This is a genomic window from Paraburkholderia phosphatilytica (genome assembly GCF_003443895.1).
Taxonomy (GTDB): domain Bacteria; phylum Pseudomonadota; class Gammaproteobacteria; order Burkholderiales; family Burkholderiaceae; genus Paraburkholderia; species Paraburkholderia phosphatilytica.
On record NZ_QQOA01000047.1, the window covers coordinates 1 to 22749 of the forward strand.

The window sequence follows — 22749 nt, forward strand, 5'->3', positions numbered from 1 at the left end:
TATCGACGTGGACGTGTCGGGCCTGCTGCAGCGCGAGCAGAACCTCGACCAGGCCGGCGACAAGCTGCTCGAATCGATGCTCGCCACCGCGAACGGGCGCTGGATTTCGGCGGAAACGCTGGGCCATCGCGAGTTCGTGCTCACGCGTCTGTTCGAAAGCGCGTGACGTGACGCCTGTAGCAGGCAACCGCGCAGTACCCATGCAGTACCGATAGAAGAAGCAGGGTAGACCGAAGTCCCCGTCCGGCGTGCACGCCGGCACGACGCCGTCCTAAGAAGCGGCGCGTGCCGTGCGCTGCGCCCGTTTTCTTCTGGCAGCAGCGAGTGGAGGAGACACCATCTTGCGCATGCTCAAGCATCTCTATGTGCAAGTCCTGATCGGACTTGCGGCCGGCATCGTCGTCGGTCATTTCGCGCCGTCGCTAGGCGTCCAGTTCAAGCCGCTCGGCGATACCTTCATCCGCCTGATCAAGATGCTGATCACCCTGCTGATCTTCTGCACGGTGGCGGTCGGCATCGCGCGGATGGAAAGCCTGAAGCAGGTCGGGCGCGTCGGCGTGAAGACGCTGATCTACTTCGAGGTGGTCACCACGATCGCGCTCGTGATTAGCCTCGTAATCGCGAACGTCGTGCATCCGGGCGCGGGCCTCAACGTCGATCCCGCGACGCTCGATGCGAGCGGCGTGTCGCGTTTCATGAACGAAGCGCACACGCAGTCGCAGTCGAATTTCCTCGAACTGATCGTGCCGAACTCGGTGGTCGGTGCATTCGCGCGCGGCGATCTGCTACAGGTGCTGCTGTTTTCGGTGCTGTTCGGGCTCGCGCTATCGATCATGTCGGCGCGTAGCCGCCTGCTGCTGCGCTCGATCGAACAGTTCGGCGACGTGCTGATGCGCATCGTCGAGATGATCATGCGGCTTGCGCCGTTCGGTGCGTTCGGCGCGATCGCGTTTACGGTCGGCAAATATGGGATCGCGAGCCTGCAGCAACTCGGCCTGCTGATTCTCTGCTTCTACGTGACAAGCATCCTGTTCGTCGGCATCGTGCTCGGCGCGGCGTGCCGCTGGGCCGGGGTCGGGCTGTGGCCGCTCCTCAAGTATCTGCGCGAGGAACTGCTGATCGTGCTCGGCACGTCGACCACCGAATCCGTGCTGCCGCAGCTGATGGAAAAGCTCGAACGGCTGGGCTGTCCGAAGTCGATTGTCGGTCTGGTGCTGCCCACCGGCTATTCGTTCAACCTCGACGGCGCCGCGATCTATCTCACGATGACGTCGCTGTTCATCGCGCAGGCCACCAACACGCACCTCACGCTGATGCAGCAACTCGGGCTGCTGGCCATCCTGATGCTCACGTCGAAGGGCGGCGCAGGTGTGGCGGGCGCGGCGCTCGTCGCGCTGACCGCGACGCTGTCGTCGCATCAGGTCATTCCGGTCGCGGGTATCACGCTCATCCTCGGGATCGACCGCGTGCTGAACGAGGTCCGCGCGATCGTGAACATGATCGGCAATTCGGTCGCGACGCTCGTCGTCGCGCGCTGGGAAGGCGAGTTCGATGTCGAGACGGCGCGCGCCGTGCTCGCGTCGCCGCATGACGCTTCGACGGACGAAGCCTCGCCGCAGGAGCGCTCGCCGATCGAAAACGCGATGCTGCGGTTGCCGCCGCGTCCCACCTCGAAGCGGTCTGCGCAGCTCAAGACGTTCGCCGCGACAGGAGCGCGCGATGCGTCATAGCGGAGGTGGTGCGCTCGTGCCGCGCACCACGAGTTCGATCGGAAGTGTCTCGCTGGTGGGTACGCGATCGAGCGTCAGCCAGTCGAGCAGCGCAGTCGCTGCGCGCTGGCCGAGTTCGTACGTGGGCAGCAGCACGGTGGAGAGTCCTGGCGTGACCTGCGACGAGATCGGCAGATTGTCGCAACCGACGATGGACAGCTCGCGCGGCACCGCGATGTTCATGCTCTGCGCCTCGAACAGGCAGCCGAGCGCGAGCACGTCGTTACCGCAGAACACGGCGGTCGGGCGCGGCCGCAACTGCATCAGATGCTTGAGCCCGGCGCGGCCGCTATCGAAGCCGAACGGCTCTTCGATCACGTTCGCCTCCGGCAGCTTCATGCCGGCCTTCGCGAGTTCGTCGCGAAAGCCTTCCACACGCTGCCGCGCGCGATCGTTGTGGCGCGTGAAGCCAGAGATCATGCCGAACTCGCGATGGCCCAGCGAAATGAAATGCTGCGCGGCGAGCCGGCCGATCAGACGGTTGTCGAAGCCGATCAGCGGTGCCTGCTGGTCCGGACCGGACACCGTGTCGGTCCACGTGATGAGCAGTGGAATGCGGCTCGCGCGAACGAGTTCCCAGGTTTCATGCGCGTGTTCCGCGCCGACCAGCACGAGCGCGTCGATCGCGCGTTCGAGCAGTGCGCGGGCCGCTTCCGCTTCCGCGACCAGGTTGTATTCGTGCGCCGAGATCAGCAACTGGTAGCCGGCGCCCGCGAGCGTGCCCTGCAGACCTTGCACCGCGCGCGCGAAGATTGCGTTGTCCAGTGTCGGCACGATCGCGCCGATCATGCGCGCGCGACCGAGCGCGAGCGCGCGTGCCGCGCCGTCCGGTACGTAGCCGAGCCGCGTGACGGCCTGCAGAATGCGCTCGCGGGTGTGCGGCTTGACCATCTCGGGATTGGACAGCGCGCGCGAAACCGTCGAGGTGGACAGGCCAACGAGTGCTGCGACATCGGCGATGCGCGGGCGCGTAACGGTCGTCATACGGGGTGCGTCCGGAGCGGATCAAGCACTCATTGTAGAGTCGCCCGCACGTTTGAACCATGAGGGAATGATGCGGACCAGGTGCAATCCCCGATGTAGTGATGGCAGAGAGTCTCTATAGTAAATGCAAGCGGTTGCATTTCGCTGCTGTCGAAAAATTTGAAGAGTGTGAGCGCCGCGTTTTGCGGACTCAGCCTAAAGCAAGAGACGCAACCATTCTTTTTTCTCATCAAAATGCAAGCGCTTGCATTTGGCGGTTCGACGAGCCGGCCACTGCGGTGCAAGGAGCAGACCATGAGCGTTCTATACGTGAAGAAGGCCGCGAAAACCCCTGAGACGGAAACGGCGACGGCCCGCAAAGTCGTCGACGAGATGCTCGCGGAGATCGAGGCGAACGGCGAGGCCGCGGTACGCGCGTATGCCGCGAAACTCGATCATTGGGAAGGCTCGATCATCGTGCCGCCGGACGAAGTCGAGCGGCGCACGCGTGAAGTGCCGGCCCACATCCGCGCCGACATCGACTTCGCGGTGAAGCAGGTGCACGACTTCGCGACCGCGCAGCGCCGTTCGATCGAAGAGTTTTCCGTCGAACTGCATCCCGGCGTGACCGCGGGTCAACGCGTGATTCCGGTCAATGTCGTCGGCTGCTATGCGCCTGCGGGGCGCTATGCGCACATCGCGTCGGCCTACATGGGCGTGGCGACGGCGAAGGCAGCGGGCGTCAAGACCATCATCGCGTGCTCGAGCCCGTTTCGCGGCGGCGGCATTCATCCGTACGTGTTGTACGCGTTCAAGGCGGCGGGCGCGGACATTGTGATGACGCTCGGCGGCGTGCAGGCGATCGCGTCGATGGCGTATGGGCTCTTCACCGGCAAGCCAGCCGATGTCGTCGTCGGTCCCGGCAACAAGTTCGTCGCCGAAGCGAAGCGCACGCTGTTCGGCAAGGTGGGCATCGACGTGTTCGCGGGTCCGTCCGAAGTCGCGGTGATTGCCGACGAAACGGCCGACCCGGCGATCGTCGCGAGCGATCTCGTCGGTCAGGCGGAGCATGGGCACGAATCGCCGGCGTGGCTCTTCACGACGTCGAAGGCGCTCGCGGCCGAAGTGATGGCGCGCGTGCCGCGCCTGATCGACGACTTGCCGCCCACCGCGCGCGACGCTGCCGCGGCAGCATGGCGCGACTACGGCGAGGTAATCGTCTGCGATTCGCGCGAGGAGATCGTCGAGATCTCGGACCGCTACGCGTCCGAGCATCTCGAAGTGCACGCGACCGATCTCGATTGGTGGCTCGCGAACCTGACCTGCTACGGCTCGCTCTTTCTTGGCGAAGAGACCACGGTTGCGTTCGGCGACAAGACGAGCGGCCCCAACCACGTGCTGCCCACCAAGGGCGCGGCGCGCTATTCCGGCGGTCTTTCCGTGCATAAGTTCGTGAAGACGCTGACATGGCAGCGCATGACGCGTGACGGCGCGAAGAAGATCGGCGAGGTCACCGCGCGCATTTCGCGTCTCGAAGGGATGGAAGCGCACGCGCGCACCGCGGACGATCGTCTGCGCAAGTATTTCCCCGACGAGGTGTTCGAGCGCGGCGAGGCCGTCAAGGTCTAGGCGCACGCAGCCGGCGCGCTTTCGCGCAGTCATCTCGAACCGGAGTCATCGAACCGGAGTTATCGATGGATGCAGACGCACTACAGATGTTCAGCCTCGCGGGCCGCACCGCGCTCGTGACGGGCGGCAACGCGGGAATCGGTCTGGCGATGGCGCGCGCGCTGGGTCGCGGCGGCGCGCGCGTGGTGCTGGCGGCGCGTCGCGAGGATGCGCTGCGCGAAGCGGTGGCGAGCCTCGACCGCGATCGCATCGCCACGCACTGGGTTGCCTGCGACCTGAGCGATCCCGCCGCAGCGAAAACGTGCGCGGAGCAGGCGTTACAGCAGACCGGCCGCATCGACATTCTCGTCAACGCGGCCGGCGTAAACCTGCGTCAGCCGTTCGAGGCGATCACGCCGCAAACGTGGCAAACGCAGATCGCGTTGCATCTGGGCGCGCCGTTCTTTCTGACCCAGGCGCTCGCACCGCAGATGAAGGACTGCGGCTGGGGCAGGGTGATCAACATTGCGTCGTTGCAGTCGTATCGCGCGTTTCCCGACAGCGCGCCGTACGGCGCGGGCAAAGGCGGCATCGTGCAGCTGACGCGGGCGATCGCGCAGGCGTGGGGCCGGCACGGCATCACCTGCAACGCGATCGGCCCGGGCTTCTTCCCGACGGCGCTCACCGCAGCCGTATTCGCGGACGAAGCGCTCGCGCGCCGGCACGCGGAGCAGACCTGCATTGGACGCAATGGCCAACTGGACGATCTCGCTGGCCTCACCGTGTTTCTCGCGAGCGATGCGTCCGCCTATATCAGCGGTCAGACCATCATGGTCGATGGCGGCTACACGGCGCGCTGACGACCACGATCGACGGAGACAGTTTCAATGAAAGCCCTTGTTTATACGCAGCCGAATGAAATGCAGTTGCAGGAGCGTGAGCGCCCGGTACCCGCCGACGGCGAAGTCGTACTGAAGATCGACGCGGTCGGAATCTGCGGTTCCGACATGCACGCGTTCCATGGACACGACCCGCGCCGCAAACCGGGTCTCGTGCTCGGCCACGAGTTTGCCGGCACCGTGACCGCGAGTCGCGCGGCGGGATGGAATGAGGGCATGCGCGTCACCGGCAATCCGCTGATCACCTGCGGCGCCTGCGAATTCTGCGTGCAGGGTCGCGACAATCTGTGCGCGAACCGCACGATGGTCGGCATGACGCGGCCAGGCGCGTTCGCCGAATACATGTCGATCCCGGCCTCGAGCCTGGTGGCGATTCCGCAGGACATGCCCGCGCGCCACGCGGCTGTGACGGAACCCGCTGCAACCGCGCTTCATGCGATCAACCTGTCGATGCGCTCGCTCGCACGCCCGCTGCCGGAATGCAAGGTTCTGGTGATCGGCGGCGGCGCGATCGGCCTGTTCAGCGCGTTGCTGCTGCGCTCGTACGGTTGCCGCGAGACAGTGCTCGCCGAGACGAATGCGTCGCGGCGCGCATCGGCGGAACGTCACGCGGCGTGCCGCACGATCGATCCGTTGCAGTCGGCGGTCGAGTCCGATCACTACGACCTCGTGATCGATGCCGTCGGTGCGAAAGCGACGCGCACGAGCGCGCTGCAGGCGGTGAAGCCGGGCGGCGTCGTAATGCACATCGGCCTGCAGGACTGGGCGAGCGAAATTGACATGCGCAAGCTCACGCTCGCGGAAATCACGCTGCTCGGCACCTACACGTACACGATGGCGGATCTGCGCGCGACGGTCCGCGCCTTGCGCGAACGCGCATTCGGCACGCTGGAGTGGCTCGACGAGCGGCCGTTGTCGGAAGGCGCGCGGGCATTCGCGGATCTGGACCGGGGACTGGCCACGTCGGCGAAGGTGCTGCTCGTGCCCGCACTTTAGCAGCAAGCAATGCGGCGAGCGCCTGCCCGCCGGAACCGACGGTATCGATGCAGCCGGCCATGCAAAACCATTCAGGAGACAACCATGAAGGAAGAGTTGGTCATCAGGAGTGCAAGAGACGTCTCGGACTTTGTCGACGAACATCCAGGCATGCGCTCGACCGCGTTGATCGTGATGATCGCGCTGGGTGGCGTGTTCGTCGATGCCTATGACTTCACGAGTCTCGGCATCGGCGTGCCGACGCTGCAACGCACGTTCGGACTGAGTCCGTTCGAAGTCGGCAGCGTAACGGCGATGATGGCGATCGGCGCGTTCGTCGGCGCGATCTGGGGCGGCAAGGCCACCGACAAGGTGGGCCGCTACAAGATGTTTCTGGTGGATCTCGTGCTGCTCGTCGCGTCGGCACTTGGCGCCGCGTTCTCCGTCAACCTGCCGATGCTGCTGATATTCCGCTTTCTGCTCGGTCTCGGCGTGGGCCTCGACTTTCCCGTCGCGTTGAGCTTCATCGCCGAATTCGTCAGCAAGAACCGGCGCGCGGCGGGCGTCAATCTCTGGCAGCTGATGTGGTACGTCGCGGCCTCGTGTACCGGTTTGATCATCCTTCCGTTTTACTTCGCCGGCTTTGCCGACGATTTATGGCGGGTCGCGGTCGGCTTCGGCGCGGTTCCGGCGCTGATCATTCTCGGGTTGCGCTTCAAGTACGTGAAGGAAAGCGCACCGTGGGCAGCGGAGAACCTGGGGCTGGACGAAGCCGCGCGCATTCTCGAAGCGACGTACAAGATCAAGACGCGCGTGGTGCGAACGGTGAGCCGCGCGGTAACGCCGCCGCCCGACGAGGCCCGTTTCGGCGAGATCTTTTCGTCGCGGTTCCTCAAGCGGACGCTGCTCGTCTCGGTCATCTGCGCGACGCAGAGCATGGAGTATTTCGCGATCGGCTTCAACCTGCCATCGATCTCGCAGACGCTGTTCGGCAAGGAGTTCATTCACGCGATCCTCGGCGCTATCGCGTTCAACATGTTCGGGATAGGCGGTGCGCTGCTCGGCGTCGCGGTCACCCGGAAAATGGGTTCGAGAAGAATGGCGATCGCGGGCTACCTGCTGGTGCTCGTCGCGCTGCTGGCGCTGTTCGGGCTGCACGATTCGCTGTCGGTCGTCTATCGCGGTCTGCTCGTCGGGCTGATGATCCTCGGGCATTCGTTCGGACCTGGCGCGCAGGGTATGACCATGGCGGCGCTGTCGTACCCGACGCGGATCCGTGGAGTGGGCACGGGCTGGGGGCAAGGCATGGTGCGCGTGGGAAGCATCATGGGCTTCTACTTCTTCCCGATCCTGATGGCGTCGGTCGGGTTCTACAACATGATCGGACTCCTGTTGCTCGTTCCGGCGCTCGGTTTGGTGGCGGCGTTGCTGATCAAATGGGAGCCAGTCGACAGCATGGATGGAAAGCGCGAACCGGAGCACAGTGAGTCGGTGGTGGAAGGGCTGCTTTGAGGCCGCTTTGAGTTGTTTGCCGGGCGCTGCCGCGAAACGGCAGCGCATCCATCAACGCACGCCGGAATCCCGCTGCATCGCAAGCGCGAAGAACCGCCGGATCTCGTCCATCAGATCGGCTCTCGCCGCCGCGAAATCGAACGTAGTGGGGCGCTGGTCTGCGTGGCGCATCCGCCAGTCGCGCGCGGCCCGGCGCGCGGTATCGGCACGCGCGGCGTCGAGTTCGGCGCTGCGCAGCGCATGGTCGACGACGAGCGTCACGCCATCGCGCGCCACCTCCAGTACGCCGCCCGCCACCAGCAGCCGATGCGGCGCGTCGTTCGTCGCTTCGGTGATCGTCACGACGCCTGGGCGGATCGTCGTGAAAAGCGGGATGTGGCGTGGACAGATGCCGAGCTCTCCGCTTTCGCCCGGCACGACCACGAAGCGCGCATCGCCCGAATACAGCGATGCGCCGACACTGACGATGTCGAGCCTGAAGCTGCTCAATGCGTGCTCCTCAAACGGCCGCCGCACCGGCGACGATTTCGCAGATTTCGGTGGTGATCTGCGTCTGCCGCATCTTCTGGTACAGATGGCGCAGATCGCGCAGCATGCGGTCGGCGTTCTCCGTCGCGGTCTGCATGCTGAACATGCGCGCGCATTGCTCGCAGGCATCGTTCTCGACCACGGCCTGATAGAAGCACGCTTCCACATAACGCAGCAGCAACGTGTCGATCACCGCTTTCTGGCCCGGCTCGTACAGATAGGTGGCGGTCGGTCCGGCAGGCCGCTCGAATTCGGCGATGGGCAGCAGGCGTTCCACGCGCGGTTCGTATGCGATCGCGCTGGTGAGCCGGTTGTAGGCGACCCAGACTTCGTCAAGCTCGCCATGAATGAACGCGTCGAGCGGCACCAGGATCGCGCCGAGTATCGCGTCGAAGTGCGCGGCGTCGGCTATCGTGCCCGCGCGCGCGACGACGTTCGCGCCGTGACGCAGCAGCGGCATCAGCGCGCGGGCGCCGATTACGCTGAACTCTGCCTCCACGCCGCGCTGGTTCCAGCCTTCGAGCGCATCGACGCAGCGCATCAGCAGGCGGGTATTGAGCGGGCCGCACAGGCCGCGATCGGTGCTGACGACGACGAGTCCCACACGCTTCACGTGTTCGCGCTGCTGGGTCAGCAGCGACGCGTAGTCGGGCTTGTCGCTCATCATCCGCTGCGCCATCTGCCTGACGCGTTGCGCGTACGGACGCAGTTCGCGCGCGCGTCGCTGCGCGGCGGCCATTTTCGTGCGCGCCATCGTTTCCATCGCGCGCGTGATCTTGCGCGTCGCGTGCGTGCTGTTCATCTTCGAACGGATGGCTCGCGTGTGCATGCTGTTCGCGGACTCCCTGGTCAAGGCGATGCGCCGTCAGGCGATCACGTGATAGCCGGCGTCCGCGAAGATCGTCGCGCCGGTGAGCGTCATGCCTGCATCGCTTGCCAGCACGGCAGCGATCCGCCCGATCTCGTCGATCGTCACGCGATGATGGGCCGGCGTGTGCTGCTGCACGTCGTCGAGCAGCGCGTCGAAGTGGTCGATGCCGGACGCGGCGCGCGTCTTCACCGCGCCGGGCGAGAGCGCGTGCACGTGGATACCGCGCGATGCGAGATCCGCGGCCAGATAGCGCACGGACGATTCGAGCGCGGCCTTGACCGGGCCCATCACATTGTAGTGATCGACCGCGCGCTCGGCGCCGTAGAAGCTCACCGTCATCAGGCTGCTGCCATTTTTCATCAGCGGCAGTGCAAGTTTCGCCATCCTGATGAACGAATGACACGACACGTCCATCGCGAGCGCGAAGCCTTCGGCGGAGCAGTCGACGAGGCTCGCATGCAGATCGTCGCGCGGCGCGAACGCGATCGAATGCAGCACGAAGTCGAGCGTGCCCCAGTCCTCGGCGATTCGGGCGAACACGGCTTCGAGCTGGTCCGGCGCGATGACGTCGCAGGGCAGCACGATCGCACAATCGAGCGCGTCGGCGACCGGCCGCACGAACGGTTCCGCCTTCTCGTTGAGGTAAGTTATCGCGAGTTCGGCGCCCGCGTCGCGGAACGCGCGCGCGCAACCGGTGGCGATGCTCTGCGCGTTGGCAATGCCGACCACGAGGCCGCGTTTGCCGCTCAGATCGATGACGGGTTTCATCGTGTCGTAGTGTCCTGGTGGAGGAGCGCGACGGCTTCGTCGGCGATGATCTGTTCTTCGTCGGTGGGCAGTACGATCACGGCGATGCGGCTGCGTTCGCTGCTGATCACGCGGGCGTTGCGTTCGTTCGCCTGCGCGTCGAGATCGATGCCGAGCCATGCGAGCCGTGCGCAGATCGCCGCGCGCACTTCGGGCTGATGCTCGCCGATGCCTGCCGTGAACACGAGCCCGTCCAGTCCGCCGAGCGTGGTCGCGAGTCGCGCGGCTTCGCCGGCGATGCGAAACGCGAACAGGTCGAGCGCTTCGCGCGCTTCGGGCCGCGTGCTCGCGAGCAGCTCGCGGCTGTCCGCGCTGATGCCCGATACGCCTAGCAATCCGGAACGTCCGTACAGCATTGCTTCGACGTCGGCTGGACTCATGCCGCGCTGCCGGATCAGATGCAGCACGACGCCGGCATCGAGCGCGCCGCAACGCGTGGCCATCGGAATGCCGTCGAGCGTCGAGAAGCCCATGCTGGAATCGCGGCTGATGCCGGCTTCGAACGCGGCGAGGCTCGCGCCGCTGCCCAGATGCGCGGCCACGATGTTGCCGCGCGCGAACTGCGGCAGCTGCCATGCGAGTTCACCCAGCACGAACCGGTACGACAGACCGTGAAATCCGTAGCGCTTGATGCCTTCGTCGAACAGCGCGCGTGGCAGCGCGAAGCGGCGCACGGTGTCCGTCTGCGTGCGATGAAACGCGGTGTCGAACGACGCGGATTGCGCGAGATGCGGGCGCAGGTGCCGCAGCGCGCGGATCAGCCGCAGGCACTGCGGCTGGTGCAGCGGCGCGAGCGGCACGAGCGCGTCGATGGCCGCGACGGTGCCGTCGTCGAGTACGACCGGCCCCGCAAAGCGGTCGCCGCCATGCACGACGCGATGACCGACCGACACCAGCCGGTCGATCGGAAAATGCGCGGCGAACCAGCCGAGCGTTTCGTCGATCGCGTCGTGCAGGTCGTCTGTGATCGAAGATTCGAGCGCGATGTCGACGCGCTGCTCGCAGTTGTCGAGATGCAGGCGCAGCGGTGCGCGCCGCAGATCGATCAGGCCGTCGCCGATCCGCACCGCCGCGCCGCCGACGATGCTGAACACGCCGATCTTGATCGACGACGAGCCCGCATTGAAGGTCAGCAGCAGCGGCGCGCTCACGATGCGGCCTTGGCATCCCGCGAGCGTTCCGCGACGAGCTTCGCGAGCGCCGCCGACGCGAGCCGCACACGCAGGCTGTCGGCACGGCTCGTCACGACGATCGGCAGGCGCGCGCCGAGCACGAGGCCCGCTGCGTCCGCGCCGGCGAAGTAGACGAGCTGCTTCGCGAGCAGGTTGCCCGCTTCGAGGTTGGGCACGAGCAGGATGTCGGCGTTGCCCGCAACGGGCGACGCGATGCTCTTGGTGGTGGCCGCCGCCGCGCTGATCGCGTTGTCGAACGCGAGCGGACCGTCGACGAGCGCGCCGGTGATCTGGCCGCGCGCGGCCATCGCGGTGAGGGCGGCCGCATCGAGCGTGGTCGGCATTTTCGGGTTGACGGTTTCGACGGCCGCGAGCACCGCGACGCGCGGCCGGCTGACGCCGAGCAGACGCATCATGTCGATCGCGTTCTGGCAGATGTCGCGCTTGTGCGCGAGCGTCGGCGCGATATTGACCGCGGCATCGGTGACGATCAACGGCTTCGGATACGCGGGCACGTCCATCGCGTAGACGTGACTGACGCGCCGCTCCGTGCGCAGCGGCGAGCCGGGCGCGACGACCGCTTCCAGCAGCTCGTCGGTATGCAGGCTGCCTTTCATCAGCGCGTCCACTTCGCCCTCGGCGCCGAGCTGCACGGCGCGCGCGGCCGCGGCATGGCTATGCTCGACCAGCTCGATCGGGATGCCCTTCAGGTCGATGCCGGCGGCTTCGGCGGCCGCATGGATTTTCGCGCCGGGGCCGACGAGTGTCGGCTCGATCAGCCCTTCGTCGCGCGCCTCCACCGCAGCGAGCAACGCATCGGCCGAACATGGATGCACGATCGCCGTGCGCAGCGGCGGCAGCGCGCGTGCGTCGCGAATGAACGCTTCGTAGCGGTCGTGCCTGCGCACGGCGACGTCGGGCCGCGGCGTCGCGGGCCACACCACCGGGGTAGACGGTGCAATCACGGTCGCGGTGCCGAGCAGCACGGTCTTGCCTTGCTGGTTCGTGCAGCGGGTGTCGAGCAGCACGATCCGCTTGTCCTCGTGTTTCTCCTTCACGGTGACGGTGGCCGTGACCGTATCGCCGGGCGCGACGGGATGCCGGAACTCGAGCGTCTGATCGAGGTAGATCGTGCCGGGGCCCGGCAGACGCGTGCCGAGCACGGCGGAGACGAGCGCGCCGGTCCACATCCCATGCACGACGACATGGCCGAACAGATCGTTCGATGCGAACAGCGGGTCCACGTGCGCCGGGTTGACGTCGCCGGAGACGGCCGCGAACAGATCGATGTCGTCCTGGCCCGCGACCCGCACGAGCGACGCGGTGTCGCCGATCGCGAGCTGATCGAAGGTGCGGTTGCGCAGCAGATTCGCGTTCATGGGCGGTCCTCCACGCGCTGCAGCACGTAGCTGCCGGGCGCGTCGGGCAGCGGTGCGCCATGTGCGTCGCGTGGATCGGCGGGAATCGCGGGCGGCGCGACGCGCTGCGGATCCGAATGCGCGTTCAGCCAGTCGTTCCATGCGGGCCACCATGAGCCTTCGCGCGACGATGCGGCGGCCGCCCATTCATCGGGCGCCACGCGCGGATCGTCGGCCGCGGTGTGGCCGATCCGGAAGCGCCGATGCGGATGCCCCGGTTCGCTCACGATGCCGGCGTTGTGACCGCCGCCTGTCAGCACGAACGTGACGTCGGTATCGGCCAGCGAGTGGATCTTGTAGACGGAGCGCCACGGCGCGACGTGATCGCGCTCGGTACCGACGACGAACATCGGCGCGCGGATGTTGCGGATCGACACCGGGTGGCCGTCCACCTCGTAGCGGCCGCAGGCGAGATCGTTGTCGAGAAAGAGCCGCCGCAGATACTCGGTGTGCATCCGGTACGGCATGCGCGTCGCGTCGGCGTTCCAGGCCATCAGATCGATCATCGGCGTGCGTTCGCCGAGCAGGTAGTCGTGCACGACGCGCGACCAGATCAGGTCGTTCGACTGCAGCAGCTGGAACGCGCCCGCCATCTGGTTCGCCGCGAGATAGCCCTGCGACCACATCATGCTTTCGAGGAAATAGACCTCGCTGTCGTCGATGAAGAGCTGCAGTTCGCCGGGCTCGGTGAAGTCGGTCTGCGCGGCGAACAGCGTCAGCGACGCGAGACGCGTGTCGTGCGCGTTCGCCATCGCGGCGGCCGCGATCGTGAGCAACGTTCCGCCGAGGCAGTAGCCGGCCGCGTGAATCCTGCGGTCCGGCGCGATCTTGCCGATCGCATCGAGCGCGGCCATCACACCCATGCGCCGGTAGTCGTCGAGGCTCAGGTCGCGGTCATCGGCATCGACGTTGCGCCACGAGATGCAGAACACCGTATGGCCGTGCTCGACGAGATAGCGCACGAGCGAGTTGTGCGGCGACAGGTCGATGATGTAGTACTTCATGATCCACGCGGGCACGATCAGCACCGGCTCCGCGCACACGTTCGCGGTGGTGGGGCGGTACTGGATCAGCTCGATCAGGTGATTGCGATACACGACCTTGCCCGGTGTCACCGCGAGATCGCGGCCAACCTCGAACTGTTCGATGCCGGCCGGCGGCTGGGCCGTTGCGACGCGGCGCGCGTCGTCGGTTGCGTTCGCGAGCCCTTGCATCAGGTTCATGCCGAATGTCGCGGCGGTTCGCTGCAGCACGTCGGGGTTGGTCGGCGCGAAGTTGCCCGGCGCGAAAACATCGAGCCACTGCCGCGCGACGAAGGCCACCACGTCCTCATGGTGGCGCGTCGTACCGGGCACGCCGTGCGTCGCCGCGCTCCACCAGTGCTCCGTTTGCAGGAACAGTTGCTGCCATAGCCGGAACGGCTCGGTTTGCCATGCGTCCGCCGTGAAGCGATGGTCGCCGGGCGACCGCTCCGCGAGCGGGACAGCGTATTCGCCGCGCGCGACGCTCGTCGCGTAGCCGGCCACGTGCGCCGCGTTGCGCGCGGCGAGCGTCGCGAGTTCGAGCTGCTTGCCAGGGGCCGCGAGCAGGTGAATCAGCCAGTCCGAGAACGCGGCGCCGAGCGCGGCGGGCGACAGTCCACCCGTCAGGCGCGCGATCATCGCTTCTTTCGCGTGATCGAGCGCGCGGTAGGGGGCGGATGGATCGGTCGTGACGTGTGCGGTCGCGGTTGACCGGGTGGCAGGCGGAGACTGGGCGGCGGGCGATGCGAGGGTGTCCATCGGAAGGTCCTCGTCGGTGAGCGTCATGCGATGACTGTAGCGGCGCGATTCGTCTGCACAGTTGATCCATGTCAAAGGTCCGCGCACGCTCCGGTTCACGAACTCTCGCTCGTGCTTGACGCACGTCAACAGTTCGGCGGCGGCGCGGCACATCATCTCGAAGAAGACGGCCGACGTGCCGGCGCAGCGCAACACACACAGAAAACGCAGCACAGGCGGATTGCGGCGCGCAGGAGGGGGAAGCAATGGGAGTGGGAATGCAGATCGTCTATCTTGGCTTCGCGGGCTCGGTGCCGCTCGAAGCCGAGGCGGGCGTCCAGCTCGTGCGCATCGCGCGATTCAGCGCCGTGCTGTCCGGCTGCCACCTCACGATCGAAGCGCTCGGCGGACCGGGCGCCGGCCGTCTGTACGATGCGCGTCTCGATCTGATCACGCGCCTGAAGGGCTTGCGCGCGATCGGCCGCTGTATCGACAGCGATCCGCACGCGGCGGTGCGACTCGCGTTCACGCTGGCGGAGCGGACGCTCGCGGAGGAGCATGCCGCGCGTTCGGCGTGAAGCGGGCGTTGATGCAGATCAACGACGAAGCGGCGCGCGCGTCTAGAGTGAGCAGGCACTGCATCGAAATGGAGAACACCATGCAAGCCTCGGACATCATGACCACGGACGTCATTACCGTGACGCCAGAGACCTCGGTTTATCACGCAGCCGCGCTGCTGACGGAGCATCGCATCAGCGGCATGCCGGTCGTCGACGACGAGGGACAGGTTGTCGGTATCGTCAGCGAAGGCGACCTTCTGCATCGCATCGAAACGGGTACGCTCAGGCGGCAACGCACGTGGCTCGCGGAGTTTCTGCATTCCACGCGCGAGCTGGCCGGCGAATACCTGAAGGAGCACGCGCTCAAGGTGGGCGACGTGATGACGGACAACGTGATCTCGGTGCGCCCGACGAGTTCGCTCGGCGAGATCGCGGATCTGCTCGATCGTCACCATATCAAGCGTGTGCCGGTGCTGCAGGAGGGACGCGTGGTGGGCATCGTCAGCCGCTCGAACCTGATTCACATGCTCGCGGGCGAAGCGCCGTCCGACGCGAAGACCCAGGCCGCCGACGAAACCATCCACCGTCACGCCGTGCAGGCGCTTGGCGGACATCGCTGGGCGATGGCGGCGGAGAACCTTGTCGTGGTGGACGGCATCGTGCACGTGTGGGGCACGGTGCGTTCAGAGGAGGAGCGCGACGCGATCCGCGTGACCATCGAGCGCGTGCCGGGTGTGAAGGGCGTGGAGAACCATCTCGGTTATCCGGTCGTGATCCCGGCGATGTGAACGGGGCGCTGCGAGTGCGGACGATCTACCCTACGAGCAGCCCGGCTTGCCTTTTCCAGATCCTCAGCCAGGATGTTGAATATCCACGCTGATGTTCAACCCAGGAGGAGGCAACATGGACGATCCATTTCGCCGCCCGACCTTCGGCACCGCGGTGTACTACCGCGAGCCGATGGTCGCGCTCGAATGGCTGGAAAAGGCGTTTGGCTTCGAACGGACGCTGCTCGTCACGGATAGCGAAGGCAAGCTCGCGCATTCGGAGATGAAATTCGGCGACGGCTACATCATGGTCGGCAGCGAGTACTCGGAGGATATGTCGAGTCCGCTCGGGGTAGGCGGCAAGAACACCGCGGGCGTGCACGTGCAGTTGCAGAGCGGTATCGACGAGCATTGCGCGCGGGCTCGTGCTGCCGGCGCGGTGATCACGCGCGAGCCGGCGGATCAGTTCTATGGCGACCGCGTCTACGCGGCCCGCGATCCGGAGGGCCACGTTTGGAGCTTCGGCCAGACCGTGAAAAAGGTCTCGCGCGAAGATGCCGAGCGCGACAGCGGCCTGACGATCGAAGGCTGGGCCTGAGCGCGCGGCAGTGTGCTGTGTCGCTGAAGCCCGCGCTTCAGCGACGTATTACTCAGCGTTCACTCAACGCGTAGCAATCTCCACGGCTGCGCCGGCCATCACCGTCGCGCTCGTGCGGTTTGCAATCTTCAGCGCGCGCCGGCTCGTCAGCAGGGCGCGAGCGCGCGCGGCGAGCAGTGCCCACGCGAAGTCGACGCTCGCGAGCACGACGAACATCGTGAGCGTCAGTTCAAGCCACGCAAGCGTGCCGACGCGCGACAGGTCGACGAGGGTGGGCAGCAGCGCGAGATAGAACACCATGATCTTCGGATTGCCGAGCGTGACGACGAGCCCCGCGCAGAACATCCGCCACGGCGACTGGCCTTCGGGCAGCTTGCGCGCATCGGCGTCCGTCGGTGCGAACCACATCTTCCACGCGAGGAACATCAGATACGCAACGCCGATGAACTTCAGCACGATGAAGAACGTGCCGAACGTGCGCGCGATCACCGCGAGGCCCGCAACGGCGCAACCTAGCCAGAGTGCTTCGCCGAGCCACATCGCGGCGAGAAACGGCAGCACGTCGCGCATGCCGTTGCTCAGCACGCGGGCGACGAGCGCCGCGATGCTCGGGCCGGGCGTGCCGGCCGCGACGATCAATGCCAGTGCAAACACGAGCAGCGCTGAAAACGCCATGTGATCGCTCCATCGGAACCGGACTGGATCCGTTCGAAAAGTGAAGGGAAGGCGTTCGATTATCGCGGGGTTGAGGCGTGCGGACAACCGCCGCGCCACGGGGTCGGCACGGCTTCGCGCGCGTCGAAGTCCGATCGCACTGCAGCAACGGAAATGAAAAACGCGGCGTGCGCAACGTAAAACCGCATTCGTTGTGCACGCCGCGCGACACGGCGATTGCGCCTGCGCGCCACCGGGGCGCGCACGCTGCCGTCGTTTCAGCAAGCTTCGCTCAGGCCACGTTTTCGAGCGACGGGTAGTCCGTGTAGCCCGTTTCGCCTTCCGCGTAATAGGTGGACGGATTCGGCGTGTTGAGCGTGGCGTCGATCGCGAAGCGGCGCGGGAGGTCCGGGTTCGCGATGAAGAGCTGACCCCATGCGACGGCATCCGCTTCGCTGGCGTCGAGCACCTGCTGCGCGCTGTCTTTCGTGAACTTTTCGTTCGCGATGTACACGCCGCCGAACGCCTGCTTCAGCTGCGGGCCGAGGCGGTTGTCGCCGAGCGCTTCGCGGGCGGCGATGAACGCGATCTTGCGCGTGCCGAGTTCGCGCGCGACATAGCCGAAGGTTGCGGCCGGGTCCGAATCGCCCATCGTGTGTGCATCGCCGCGCGGCGCGAGGTGCACGCCGACTCGATCGGCGCCCCACACGTCGATACACGCATCCACTACTTCCAGCAGCAGACGCGCGCGGTTTTCGATCGGGCCGCCGTAAGCGTCGGTGCGCTGGTTCGTGCTGTCCTGCAGGAACTGGTCGAGCAGGTAGCCGTTCGCGCCGTGCACTTCCACGCCGTCGAAGCCGGCCTTCTTCGCGTTTTCCGCGCCATGGCGGTACGCGGCGACGATGCCGGGGAGTTCGTCGAGATCGAGCGCGCGCGGCGTCACGAACGGACGCTGCGGACGCACGAGGCTCACGTGACCGCCGGCAGCGATCGCGCTCGGCGCGACCGGCACTTCGCCGTCGAGGAACATCGGATCCGAAATACGGCCGACGTGCCACAGCTGCAGGAAGATCCGGCCGCCTTGCGCGTGCACCGCTTCCGTCACGAGCTTCCAGCCTTCGACCTGCTCGTCGGACCAGATGCCGGGCGTGGCCGCGTAACCGACGCCCTGCGGCGTGACCGACGTCGCTTCGCTGAGGATCAGCCCCGCCGACGCGCGCTCGGCGTAGTACTTCGCCATCAGCGCGTTCGGCACGCGAATGTCGCCGGCGCGCTGCCGCGTGAGCGGCGCCATGAAGACGCGGTTAGGCAGGGTCAGGTCGCCGATCTGGATCGGATCGAAAAGAGTAGGCATACTAATTACCTCGGCTTTGCGGGTACTGGACCCGCTTGCTGTCATGACTGCATGAAGGGATATCCGGGGAAGCCCCTGGATGCGCGATGCGCAGCTCAGAGCTGCTCGTTCATGTGCATCCGAAACGCTTCGATCACGGCGTCGTTGCGCCTGAAGAACACCCACTGGCCAACGCGCTTCGACGTGATCAGCCCCGCGCGCTGCAACGTGGCGAGATGCGCGGAAACCGTGGACTGCGACAGGCCGCAGCGCTCATCGATCTTGCCGGCGCACACGCCGTGCTCGAGCGCGAGTTCCTGATCTGCGAAATACGCTTGCGGCTCGCGCAGCCACGCCAGAATCTCGCGGCGCACGGGGTTGGCGAGCGCTTTGTGAATGGCGTCAATGTCGAGCTTGAGCTGGGCGGTTTCGGTTGTCATAAACGTACGGCGGGCAACCCCGTATCGGAGTTGCCCGAAGTCTGCATCGCTACAGGACGAATCATATATCGTTAGTTAACGATATTCAAGGTTGGGCTTACTGGGGGTGGGGGATTGCGGTCGGGCAATCTCTGGGGAGCCCCACACCGCCTGAGGTTCATACGCAAAACCGCAAAATCGCGTCGGCCACGTCACGCGGGGCTTCCCGTTGCGGAAAATGCCCGACGCCGTCGATGACGATCCGCTCGTAGCGGTTCAGGAAGAAGCGTTCCTTGCCCGCCGAACTATCATGATGGTTGCAGCTGTCCGCGCCGCCGTGCAGCACGAGCGTCGCAACGTTGAGCGCGGGCGCGGGAATCAGCGCCGCGTCGTCCGGCGCATAGTCTGGATCGCCTTCCACGAAGGCCCATCGGTGCCGGTACGAGTGCAGCACCACGTCCGCCCAGTCCGGGCCGTGAAGCGCCGGCAGCATCTCGTCGAAATCGGCGTCCTGGTACCATCCCGCCGGCGACCACGTGTTCCACATTTCGCGCGCCAGCGCCACGCGATCCTCGCGCACGGACCGTTCGCCGCGCGGCGTGGCTATGTACCAGTGATACCAGTAGTTGCGCGCCTGTGTGAGCGGGATGACCTGATGCGGATCGTTCGTGCCGTAGCCGACCGACAGCATCACGAGGTGCGACGCCACGGAAGCGCGTAGACCACAGGCATTCGCCGCGGCACGCGCTCCCCAGTCATGACCGATCAGCGCGGGTCGTTGCAGGCCGAGCGCATCGATGAAGTCCAGCAGATCGCGGCCTAGCGCCGACAGCTGGCCGCTGCGCGGTGTCTGGGCGTGGCGGAAGCGCGTGGGCGCGAAGCCGCGCAACGCCGGTGCGAGTACGCGAAATCCGGCCCCGGCAAGCTGCGCCGCGACGGCTTGCCAGCATGCCGGGCTATCCGGCCAGCCGTGCATCAGCACGGCAGTGCGGTTGCCTGCCGGATTCCATTCCAGATAGCCGATTTCGAGTCGCGGCGTGAGTGCGATTTGGTATTCGTTCATCGAGATGCTCTGTGGTTGTACCGGAACACCTAGCCTAGCTTCACAGTCGCTCACGAATCGTGAATAATCGTGATCAACTGATGATGATTTGCGTTGAATGGATCGAGGCCTCCCCATGAGCGATATCGTGACTTCGAGCGCGCATCAGCTCGACATGCTGCTGTTGCGCACCTTCGTCGAAGTGGTGGGCAGCGGCAGTTTCGCGCAGGCCGCGGACCGGCTCGCGATCACGCCGTCCGCGGTAAGCGGCCACATCAAGCGGCTCGAACAGGCGATCGATGCCGCATTGTTCGTGCGCACCACGCGGCGCATGGACCTGACCGAAGCCGGCGAGACGCTTTACACGTACGCGCGCGGCATCCTCGATCTGGAACGCGAAGCCCGCGCGAAGCTGAAGGGCAAACCGATCGCGGGCCGCTTGCGGATCGGCGCATCGGAGGATTTCGCCGGTACCTGGCTGCCTCACGTGCTGCAGGATTTTCATCGGCTGCATCCGAAGGCGTCGATCGAGCTGAGAGTCGGTATCACGGCCGATCTGCTGCGCAGGCAGCGGCGCGAGCGGATCGATATCGTGTTCGGCAAGCAATGCGCCGATGTGGGCGATGCCGGCGTGCTGCTGTGGCAGGAGCCATTGGTCTGGGCGTACAGCGCGGAGCGTGAACTGGACCCGCTGCGCGACGTGCCGCTGGCCGTGTTTCCCGAGCCCTGTGCATATCGCGACGCCGCCTTCACGGCGCTCGGTGCGGCGACCCGCGGCTGGCGGCTGGTATTCGAGAGCAGCAGTATGGCGGGATGCATGTCGGCGGCGCTATCGGGGCTGGCGGTTACGCTGCTCGCACGCAGTCAGCTGCGCGACGGTTTGCGCGAACTCGGACGCGCGGAGCGCTTGCCGGACCTGCCCACTGTGGGTTTCTATGCGTTCGCGCGCGAAGCCACATCCGCCAACCGGGCGCTGATCGACGCGTGCCGCGAGGTTGGACAGCATGACCGCTTCGGGCGGCGCGTCAGGACGCTGCTCGCACCAGAGCGATAGATAGCGCTCAGTGTCCGCCAGGTGCGAGCGACGTGGCTGCACGACTCAGAAATGTGCGTACGACGACACGATGGAACGGCTCAATCGCCCGCAGGTACGTTCGTCCGAGCAAGTTGTGGCAGAAAACAACTGTCGTGACGACGAGTTCCTGCCGTCCGTCCGCAGTGAGTCGAAGTAGAAAGGATGCCTTGAAGTCCAGGTGAACATCGACATCGCCAAGAACTATCTCGGTGTCACTTCTCGAGTACACACGGAAGAAGCCGATGCGGTCTTGCCCATTCCGCTCCAGTCTCGCGCGCATTTCTCGTGACGTTGTTACCCCGAACCCTGACATGATGCGGTCCCGTAAACTGATGAGCGCCGCAATCCACGTCGGCGGATTACTCAGCGCCGTCTCGGCCAGCAAATTGATGTCGCGAGGAGATCCAGCGGGAAACGTGACAGCGAAGGCATCCGCCAGATTGGAGCCCGAGTAGAGCGACGAAATCGCGCTCTCGACCGGAGGCGTTACCGCATGCACGGCGCCCGGCAAAAAGTTCGAAGAACCGTGAGGTTGAAACATTGCATATCCCTTTCTGGACAGCGGCTGGTCCACCAGCCCTCGGATGTCTTATGAGCCGTGGACCGGCCAACTCTCGACGCCTAAGACGGTCTGCCTGACCGGCACGAGACAGGAAGTGCTGTCAACAGGCCGGCAGTGTGCTCATCATACGGCCGTCCTTGTGTCCTGCCACCTCAATCCTCCCGTGCTGGCGGACGAGCCACATAGTGAAGGTTCGACACTGGCCGTGCCGGTACCGTCGTCAATGGAACGCGATACCGGAAGCGTCGTCAGGCCACTGCGTACCCCGGGCACGAACTGATGCCAAACCCTCTGATCGAATATGCCGCAGGACGGGCATGTTAAGGATTGAACATACGACTTCTATTATGGAGTCCTACTTCTTGTGACGCGCGCGCAAGTTCGAGCAACGCGCACGCGCGTGGCTAGGTGGAGTACCAGAATCGCTGCGTCGACGACGTGCGTGCGCGGACCGCTGGCCGCGATAGGTCGCACTATCGCGGCAGTACTACCGGCACCCTCACTCTTGCCATCGCAAGCATGAGACTGACTGAACGCCAACCTCCCCATGCAGCGACTAACCTCACTCCGCCGGCCCAACCAGATGCGTGTTAGCCGACCCGCGTAACGGACGACGCGCGATCGCATCGAACGGATTGATCTTCGGGCCGAGGGCCTCCGCCTGGCGCTTGAGCAGTTCGACCACCATCGGCAGGCGTTCTTCGTTCAAGCGGGCGGACAGCGTGCCGACGCTCAGTGCCGCGATCGCACAGCCGTTGTGATCGAAGACCGGCACGGCGACACCCGCCATGCCATCCAGCACGCCGGTATTCTGGCCCGCGTAGCCGAGCCGGCGCACCCGTTCGATTTCCGTGCGCAGATACACCTCGTCGAGCACGCCATAGTTGCGCAGCCGCGGCACGTTGAAGCGGATGATTTCCTCGCGCTCTTCTTCCGGCTGGAACGCGAGGATCGCGAGGCTGCCCTGGCCCACCCCCAGCGCCACGCGTCCGCCGATATCGCCGGTGAACGAGCGGATCGGGAACGGACCTTCGCACATGTCGAGACACACCGCGTCGAAGCCGCTTTTCACGAGCAGGAAAATCGTGTCGCCAAGACTCGCGCATAGCCGCAGCAGCGCGGGCCGACACAACGTGCGGATGCCGCTCTGATTGCCCGCCTGCGCGGCAAGCACGAAAAAATCGACACTGAGCCGGTAGCGCTTCGAGCGCTCGTCCTGCTCGACCACGCCTTCCGCGATCAGCGACTGCAGCAGGCGATGCACCGTCGCCTGGGTCAGACCGACTGCGCGTGCGACCGCCGTTACGCGGCTGCCTTCGGTCTGGCTCGCGCTCAACGCGCGGATCACCGCGAACGCCCGTTGCAGCACTCCGGCGCCGCGCGCGTCGTCACCCTGCACTCCGTCCTGCTCGTCCATACCTGTTCACTCTGGTGAAAACATTCCGTTCAGTGGAATG

General features: G+C 65.7%; 22 protein-coding genes and 1 pseudogene. 10 read left to right on the top strand and 13 right to left on the bottom strand.

The window, feature by feature from the left end; all coding sequences use genetic code 11:
• Together DVS29_RS31560 and dctA are read left to right on the top strand one after the other, a co-directional pair.
• Nucleotides 1–166: pseudogene (locus tag DVS29_RS31560) on the top strand (UxaA family hydrolase); the annotation flags it as partial.
• A gap of 181 nt (nucleotides 167–347) precedes the next feature.
• Nucleotides 348–1730 (top strand): C4-dicarboxylate transporter DctA, encoded by a 1383-nt coding sequence (gene dctA, locus DVS29_RS31565; RefSeq protein ID WP_240655905.1) that lies wholly within the window; start codon nucleotides 348–350, stop codon nucleotides 1728–1730.
• Here the strand turns inward: dctA and DVS29_RS31570 are convergent.
• Nucleotides 1725–2753, bottom strand: a complete 1029-nt coding sequence (locus DVS29_RS31570) for a LacI family DNA-binding transcriptional regulator (protein ID WP_118184463.1) — start codon at nucleotides 2751–2753, stop codon at nucleotides 1725–1727. The two genes, dctA and DVS29_RS31570, sit on opposite strands and share 6 nt — an antisense overlap.
• 294 nt (nucleotides 2754–3047) lie before the next feature.
• Here DVS29_RS31570 and hpsN point away from each other — a divergent pair, with 294 nt between their 5' ends.
• From hpsN to DVS29_RS31590, 4 genes are all read left to right on the top strand, one after another.
• Nucleotides 3048–4361: a sulfopropanediol 3-dehydrogenase gene (hpsN, locus tag DVS29_RS31575; protein ID WP_118184464.1), complete on the top strand. Its 1314-nt coding sequence runs from the start codon at nucleotides 3048–3050 to the stop codon at nucleotides 4359–4361.
• Between the two features lie 65 nt (nucleotides 4362–4426).
• The gene (locus DVS29_RS31580) at nucleotides 4427–5200 is read left to right on the top strand and encodes an SDR family NAD(P)-dependent oxidoreductase (RefSeq protein WP_118184465.1); all 774 of its coding nucleotides are present in this window, start codon (nucleotides 4427–4429) and stop codon (nucleotides 5198–5200) included.
• Between the two features lie 27 nt (nucleotides 5201–5227).
• A complete protein-coding gene (locus DVS29_RS31585; protein WP_118184466.1) occupies nucleotides 5228–6235 on the top strand; it encodes a galactitol-1-phosphate 5-dehydrogenase in 1008 nt (335 codons plus the stop codon).
• 84 nt (nucleotides 6236–6319) lie between these two features.
• Complete coding sequence (locus DVS29_RS31590) at nucleotides 6320–7726, top strand: MFS transporter (protein WP_118184467.1); 1407 nt, start codon at nucleotides 6320–6322, stop codon at nucleotides 7724–7726.
• A gap of 51 nt (nucleotides 7727–7777) precedes the next feature.
• Here DVS29_RS31590 and atpC read toward each other — a convergent pair whose 3' ends face one another.
• Genes atpC through DVS29_RS31620 form a run of 6 tightly spaced genes read right to left on the bottom strand, consistent with a single transcriptional unit; the run spans nucleotide 7778 to nucleotide 14303 of the window.
• Complete coding sequence (atpC, locus tag DVS29_RS31595) at nucleotides 7778–8215, bottom strand: ATP synthase F1 subunit epsilon (RefSeq protein WP_118184506.1); 438 nt, start codon at nucleotides 8213–8215, stop codon at nucleotides 7778–7780.
• A gap of 10 nt (nucleotides 8216–8225) precedes the next feature.
• Nucleotides 8226–9083, bottom strand: a complete 858-nt coding sequence (atpG, locus tag DVS29_RS31600; RefSeq protein WP_118184468.1) for an ATP synthase F1 subunit gamma — start codon at nucleotides 9081–9083, stop codon at nucleotides 8226–8228.
• Nucleotides 9084–9119: 36 nt separating this feature from the next.
• Nucleotides 9120–9881, bottom strand: a complete 762-nt coding sequence (gene fabI, locus DVS29_RS31605) for an enoyl-ACP reductase FabI (protein WP_205962557.1) — start codon at nucleotides 9879–9881, stop codon at nucleotides 9120–9122.
• Nucleotides 9882–9889: 8 nt separating this feature from the next.
• On the bottom strand, nucleotides 9890–11083 hold the full coding sequence (locus tag DVS29_RS31610; protein WP_118184470.1) for an acetate/propionate family kinase: 1194 nt from the start codon (nucleotides 11081–11083) through the stop codon (nucleotides 9890–9892).
• Complete coding sequence (locus tag DVS29_RS31615; protein ID WP_118184471.1) at nucleotides 11080–12483, bottom strand: bifunctional enoyl-CoA hydratase/phosphate acetyltransferase; 1404 nt, start codon at nucleotides 12481–12483, stop codon at nucleotides 11080–11082. The genes DVS29_RS31610 and DVS29_RS31615 overlap by 4 nt, the downstream gene beginning before the upstream one ends.
• A complete protein-coding gene (locus DVS29_RS31620; protein ID WP_118184507.1) occupies nucleotides 12480–14303 on the bottom strand; it encodes a PHA/PHB synthase family protein in 1824 nt (607 codons plus the stop codon). The genes DVS29_RS31615 and DVS29_RS31620 overlap by 4 nt, the downstream gene beginning before the upstream one ends.
• 245 nt (nucleotides 14304–14548) lie before the next feature.
• Between DVS29_RS31620 and DVS29_RS31625 the strand changes: the two genes are divergently transcribed.
• The 3 genes from DVS29_RS31625 to DVS29_RS31635 all read left to right on the top strand — a co-directional run bounded on the left by DVS29_RS31625 (nucleotide 14549) and on the right by DVS29_RS31635 (nucleotide 16207).
• Complete coding sequence (locus DVS29_RS31625) at nucleotides 14549–14860, top strand: hypothetical protein (RefSeq protein ID WP_118184472.1); 312 nt, start codon at nucleotides 14549–14551, stop codon at nucleotides 14858–14860.
• 80 nt (nucleotides 14861–14940) lie between these two features.
• Complete coding sequence (locus tag DVS29_RS31630) at nucleotides 14941–15630, top strand: CBS domain-containing protein (RefSeq protein ID WP_118184508.1); 690 nt, start codon at nucleotides 14941–14943, stop codon at nucleotides 15628–15630.
• A gap of 115 nt (nucleotides 15631–15745) precedes the next feature.
• Complete coding sequence (locus DVS29_RS31635) at nucleotides 15746–16207, top strand: VOC family protein (protein ID WP_118184473.1); 462 nt, start codon at nucleotides 15746–15748, stop codon at nucleotides 16205–16207.
• A gap of 63 nt (nucleotides 16208–16270) precedes the next feature.
• Here DVS29_RS31635 and DVS29_RS31640 read toward each other — a convergent pair whose 3' ends face one another.
• The 4 genes from DVS29_RS31640 to DVS29_RS31655 form a co-directional block, all read right to left on the bottom strand.
• Nucleotides 16271–16882 (bottom strand): LysE family translocator, encoded by a 612-nt coding sequence (locus DVS29_RS31640; RefSeq protein WP_118184474.1) that lies wholly within the window; start codon nucleotides 16880–16882, stop codon nucleotides 16271–16273.
• A 271-nt stretch (nucleotides 16883–17153) separates the two neighbouring features.
• Nucleotides 17154–18215, bottom strand: a complete 1062-nt coding sequence (locus DVS29_RS31645; protein WP_118184475.1) for an alkene reductase — start codon at nucleotides 18213–18215, stop codon at nucleotides 17154–17156.
• A gap of 95 nt (nucleotides 18216–18310) precedes the next feature.
• Nucleotides 18311–18634, bottom strand: a complete 324-nt coding sequence (locus tag DVS29_RS31650) for an ArsR/SmtB family transcription factor (RefSeq protein ID WP_118184476.1) — start codon at nucleotides 18632–18634, stop codon at nucleotides 18311–18313.
• A gap of 157 nt (nucleotides 18635–18791) precedes the next feature.
• On the bottom strand, nucleotides 18792–19676 hold the full coding sequence (locus DVS29_RS31655; protein WP_118184477.1) for an alpha/beta fold hydrolase: 885 nt from the start codon (nucleotides 19674–19676) through the stop codon (nucleotides 18792–18794).
• 115 nt (nucleotides 19677–19791) lie between these two features.
• On the opposite strand from DVS29_RS31655, the gene DVS29_RS31660 reads away from it, so the two are divergent.
• Nucleotides 19792–20709 (top strand): LysR substrate-binding domain-containing protein, encoded by a 918-nt coding sequence (locus tag DVS29_RS31660; protein WP_205962555.1) that lies wholly within the window; start codon nucleotides 19792–19794, stop codon nucleotides 20707–20709.
• A gap of 7 nt (nucleotides 20710–20716) precedes the next feature.
• Here DVS29_RS31660 and DVS29_RS31665 read toward each other — a convergent pair whose 3' ends face one another.
• Together DVS29_RS31665 and DVS29_RS31670 are read right to left on the bottom strand one after the other, a co-directional pair.
• Nucleotides 20717–21304: a DUF2867 domain-containing protein gene (locus tag DVS29_RS31665; protein ID WP_240655907.1), complete on the bottom strand. Its 588-nt coding sequence runs from the start codon at nucleotides 21302–21304 to the stop codon at nucleotides 20717–20719.
• A 550-nt stretch (nucleotides 21305–21854) separates the two neighbouring features.
• Entirely contained in the window at nucleotides 21855–22709 is an 855-nt protein-coding gene (locus tag DVS29_RS31670) for an IclR family transcriptional regulator (protein ID WP_118184480.1), read from the bottom strand.
• Nucleotides 22710–22749: the final 40 nt, after the last annotated feature.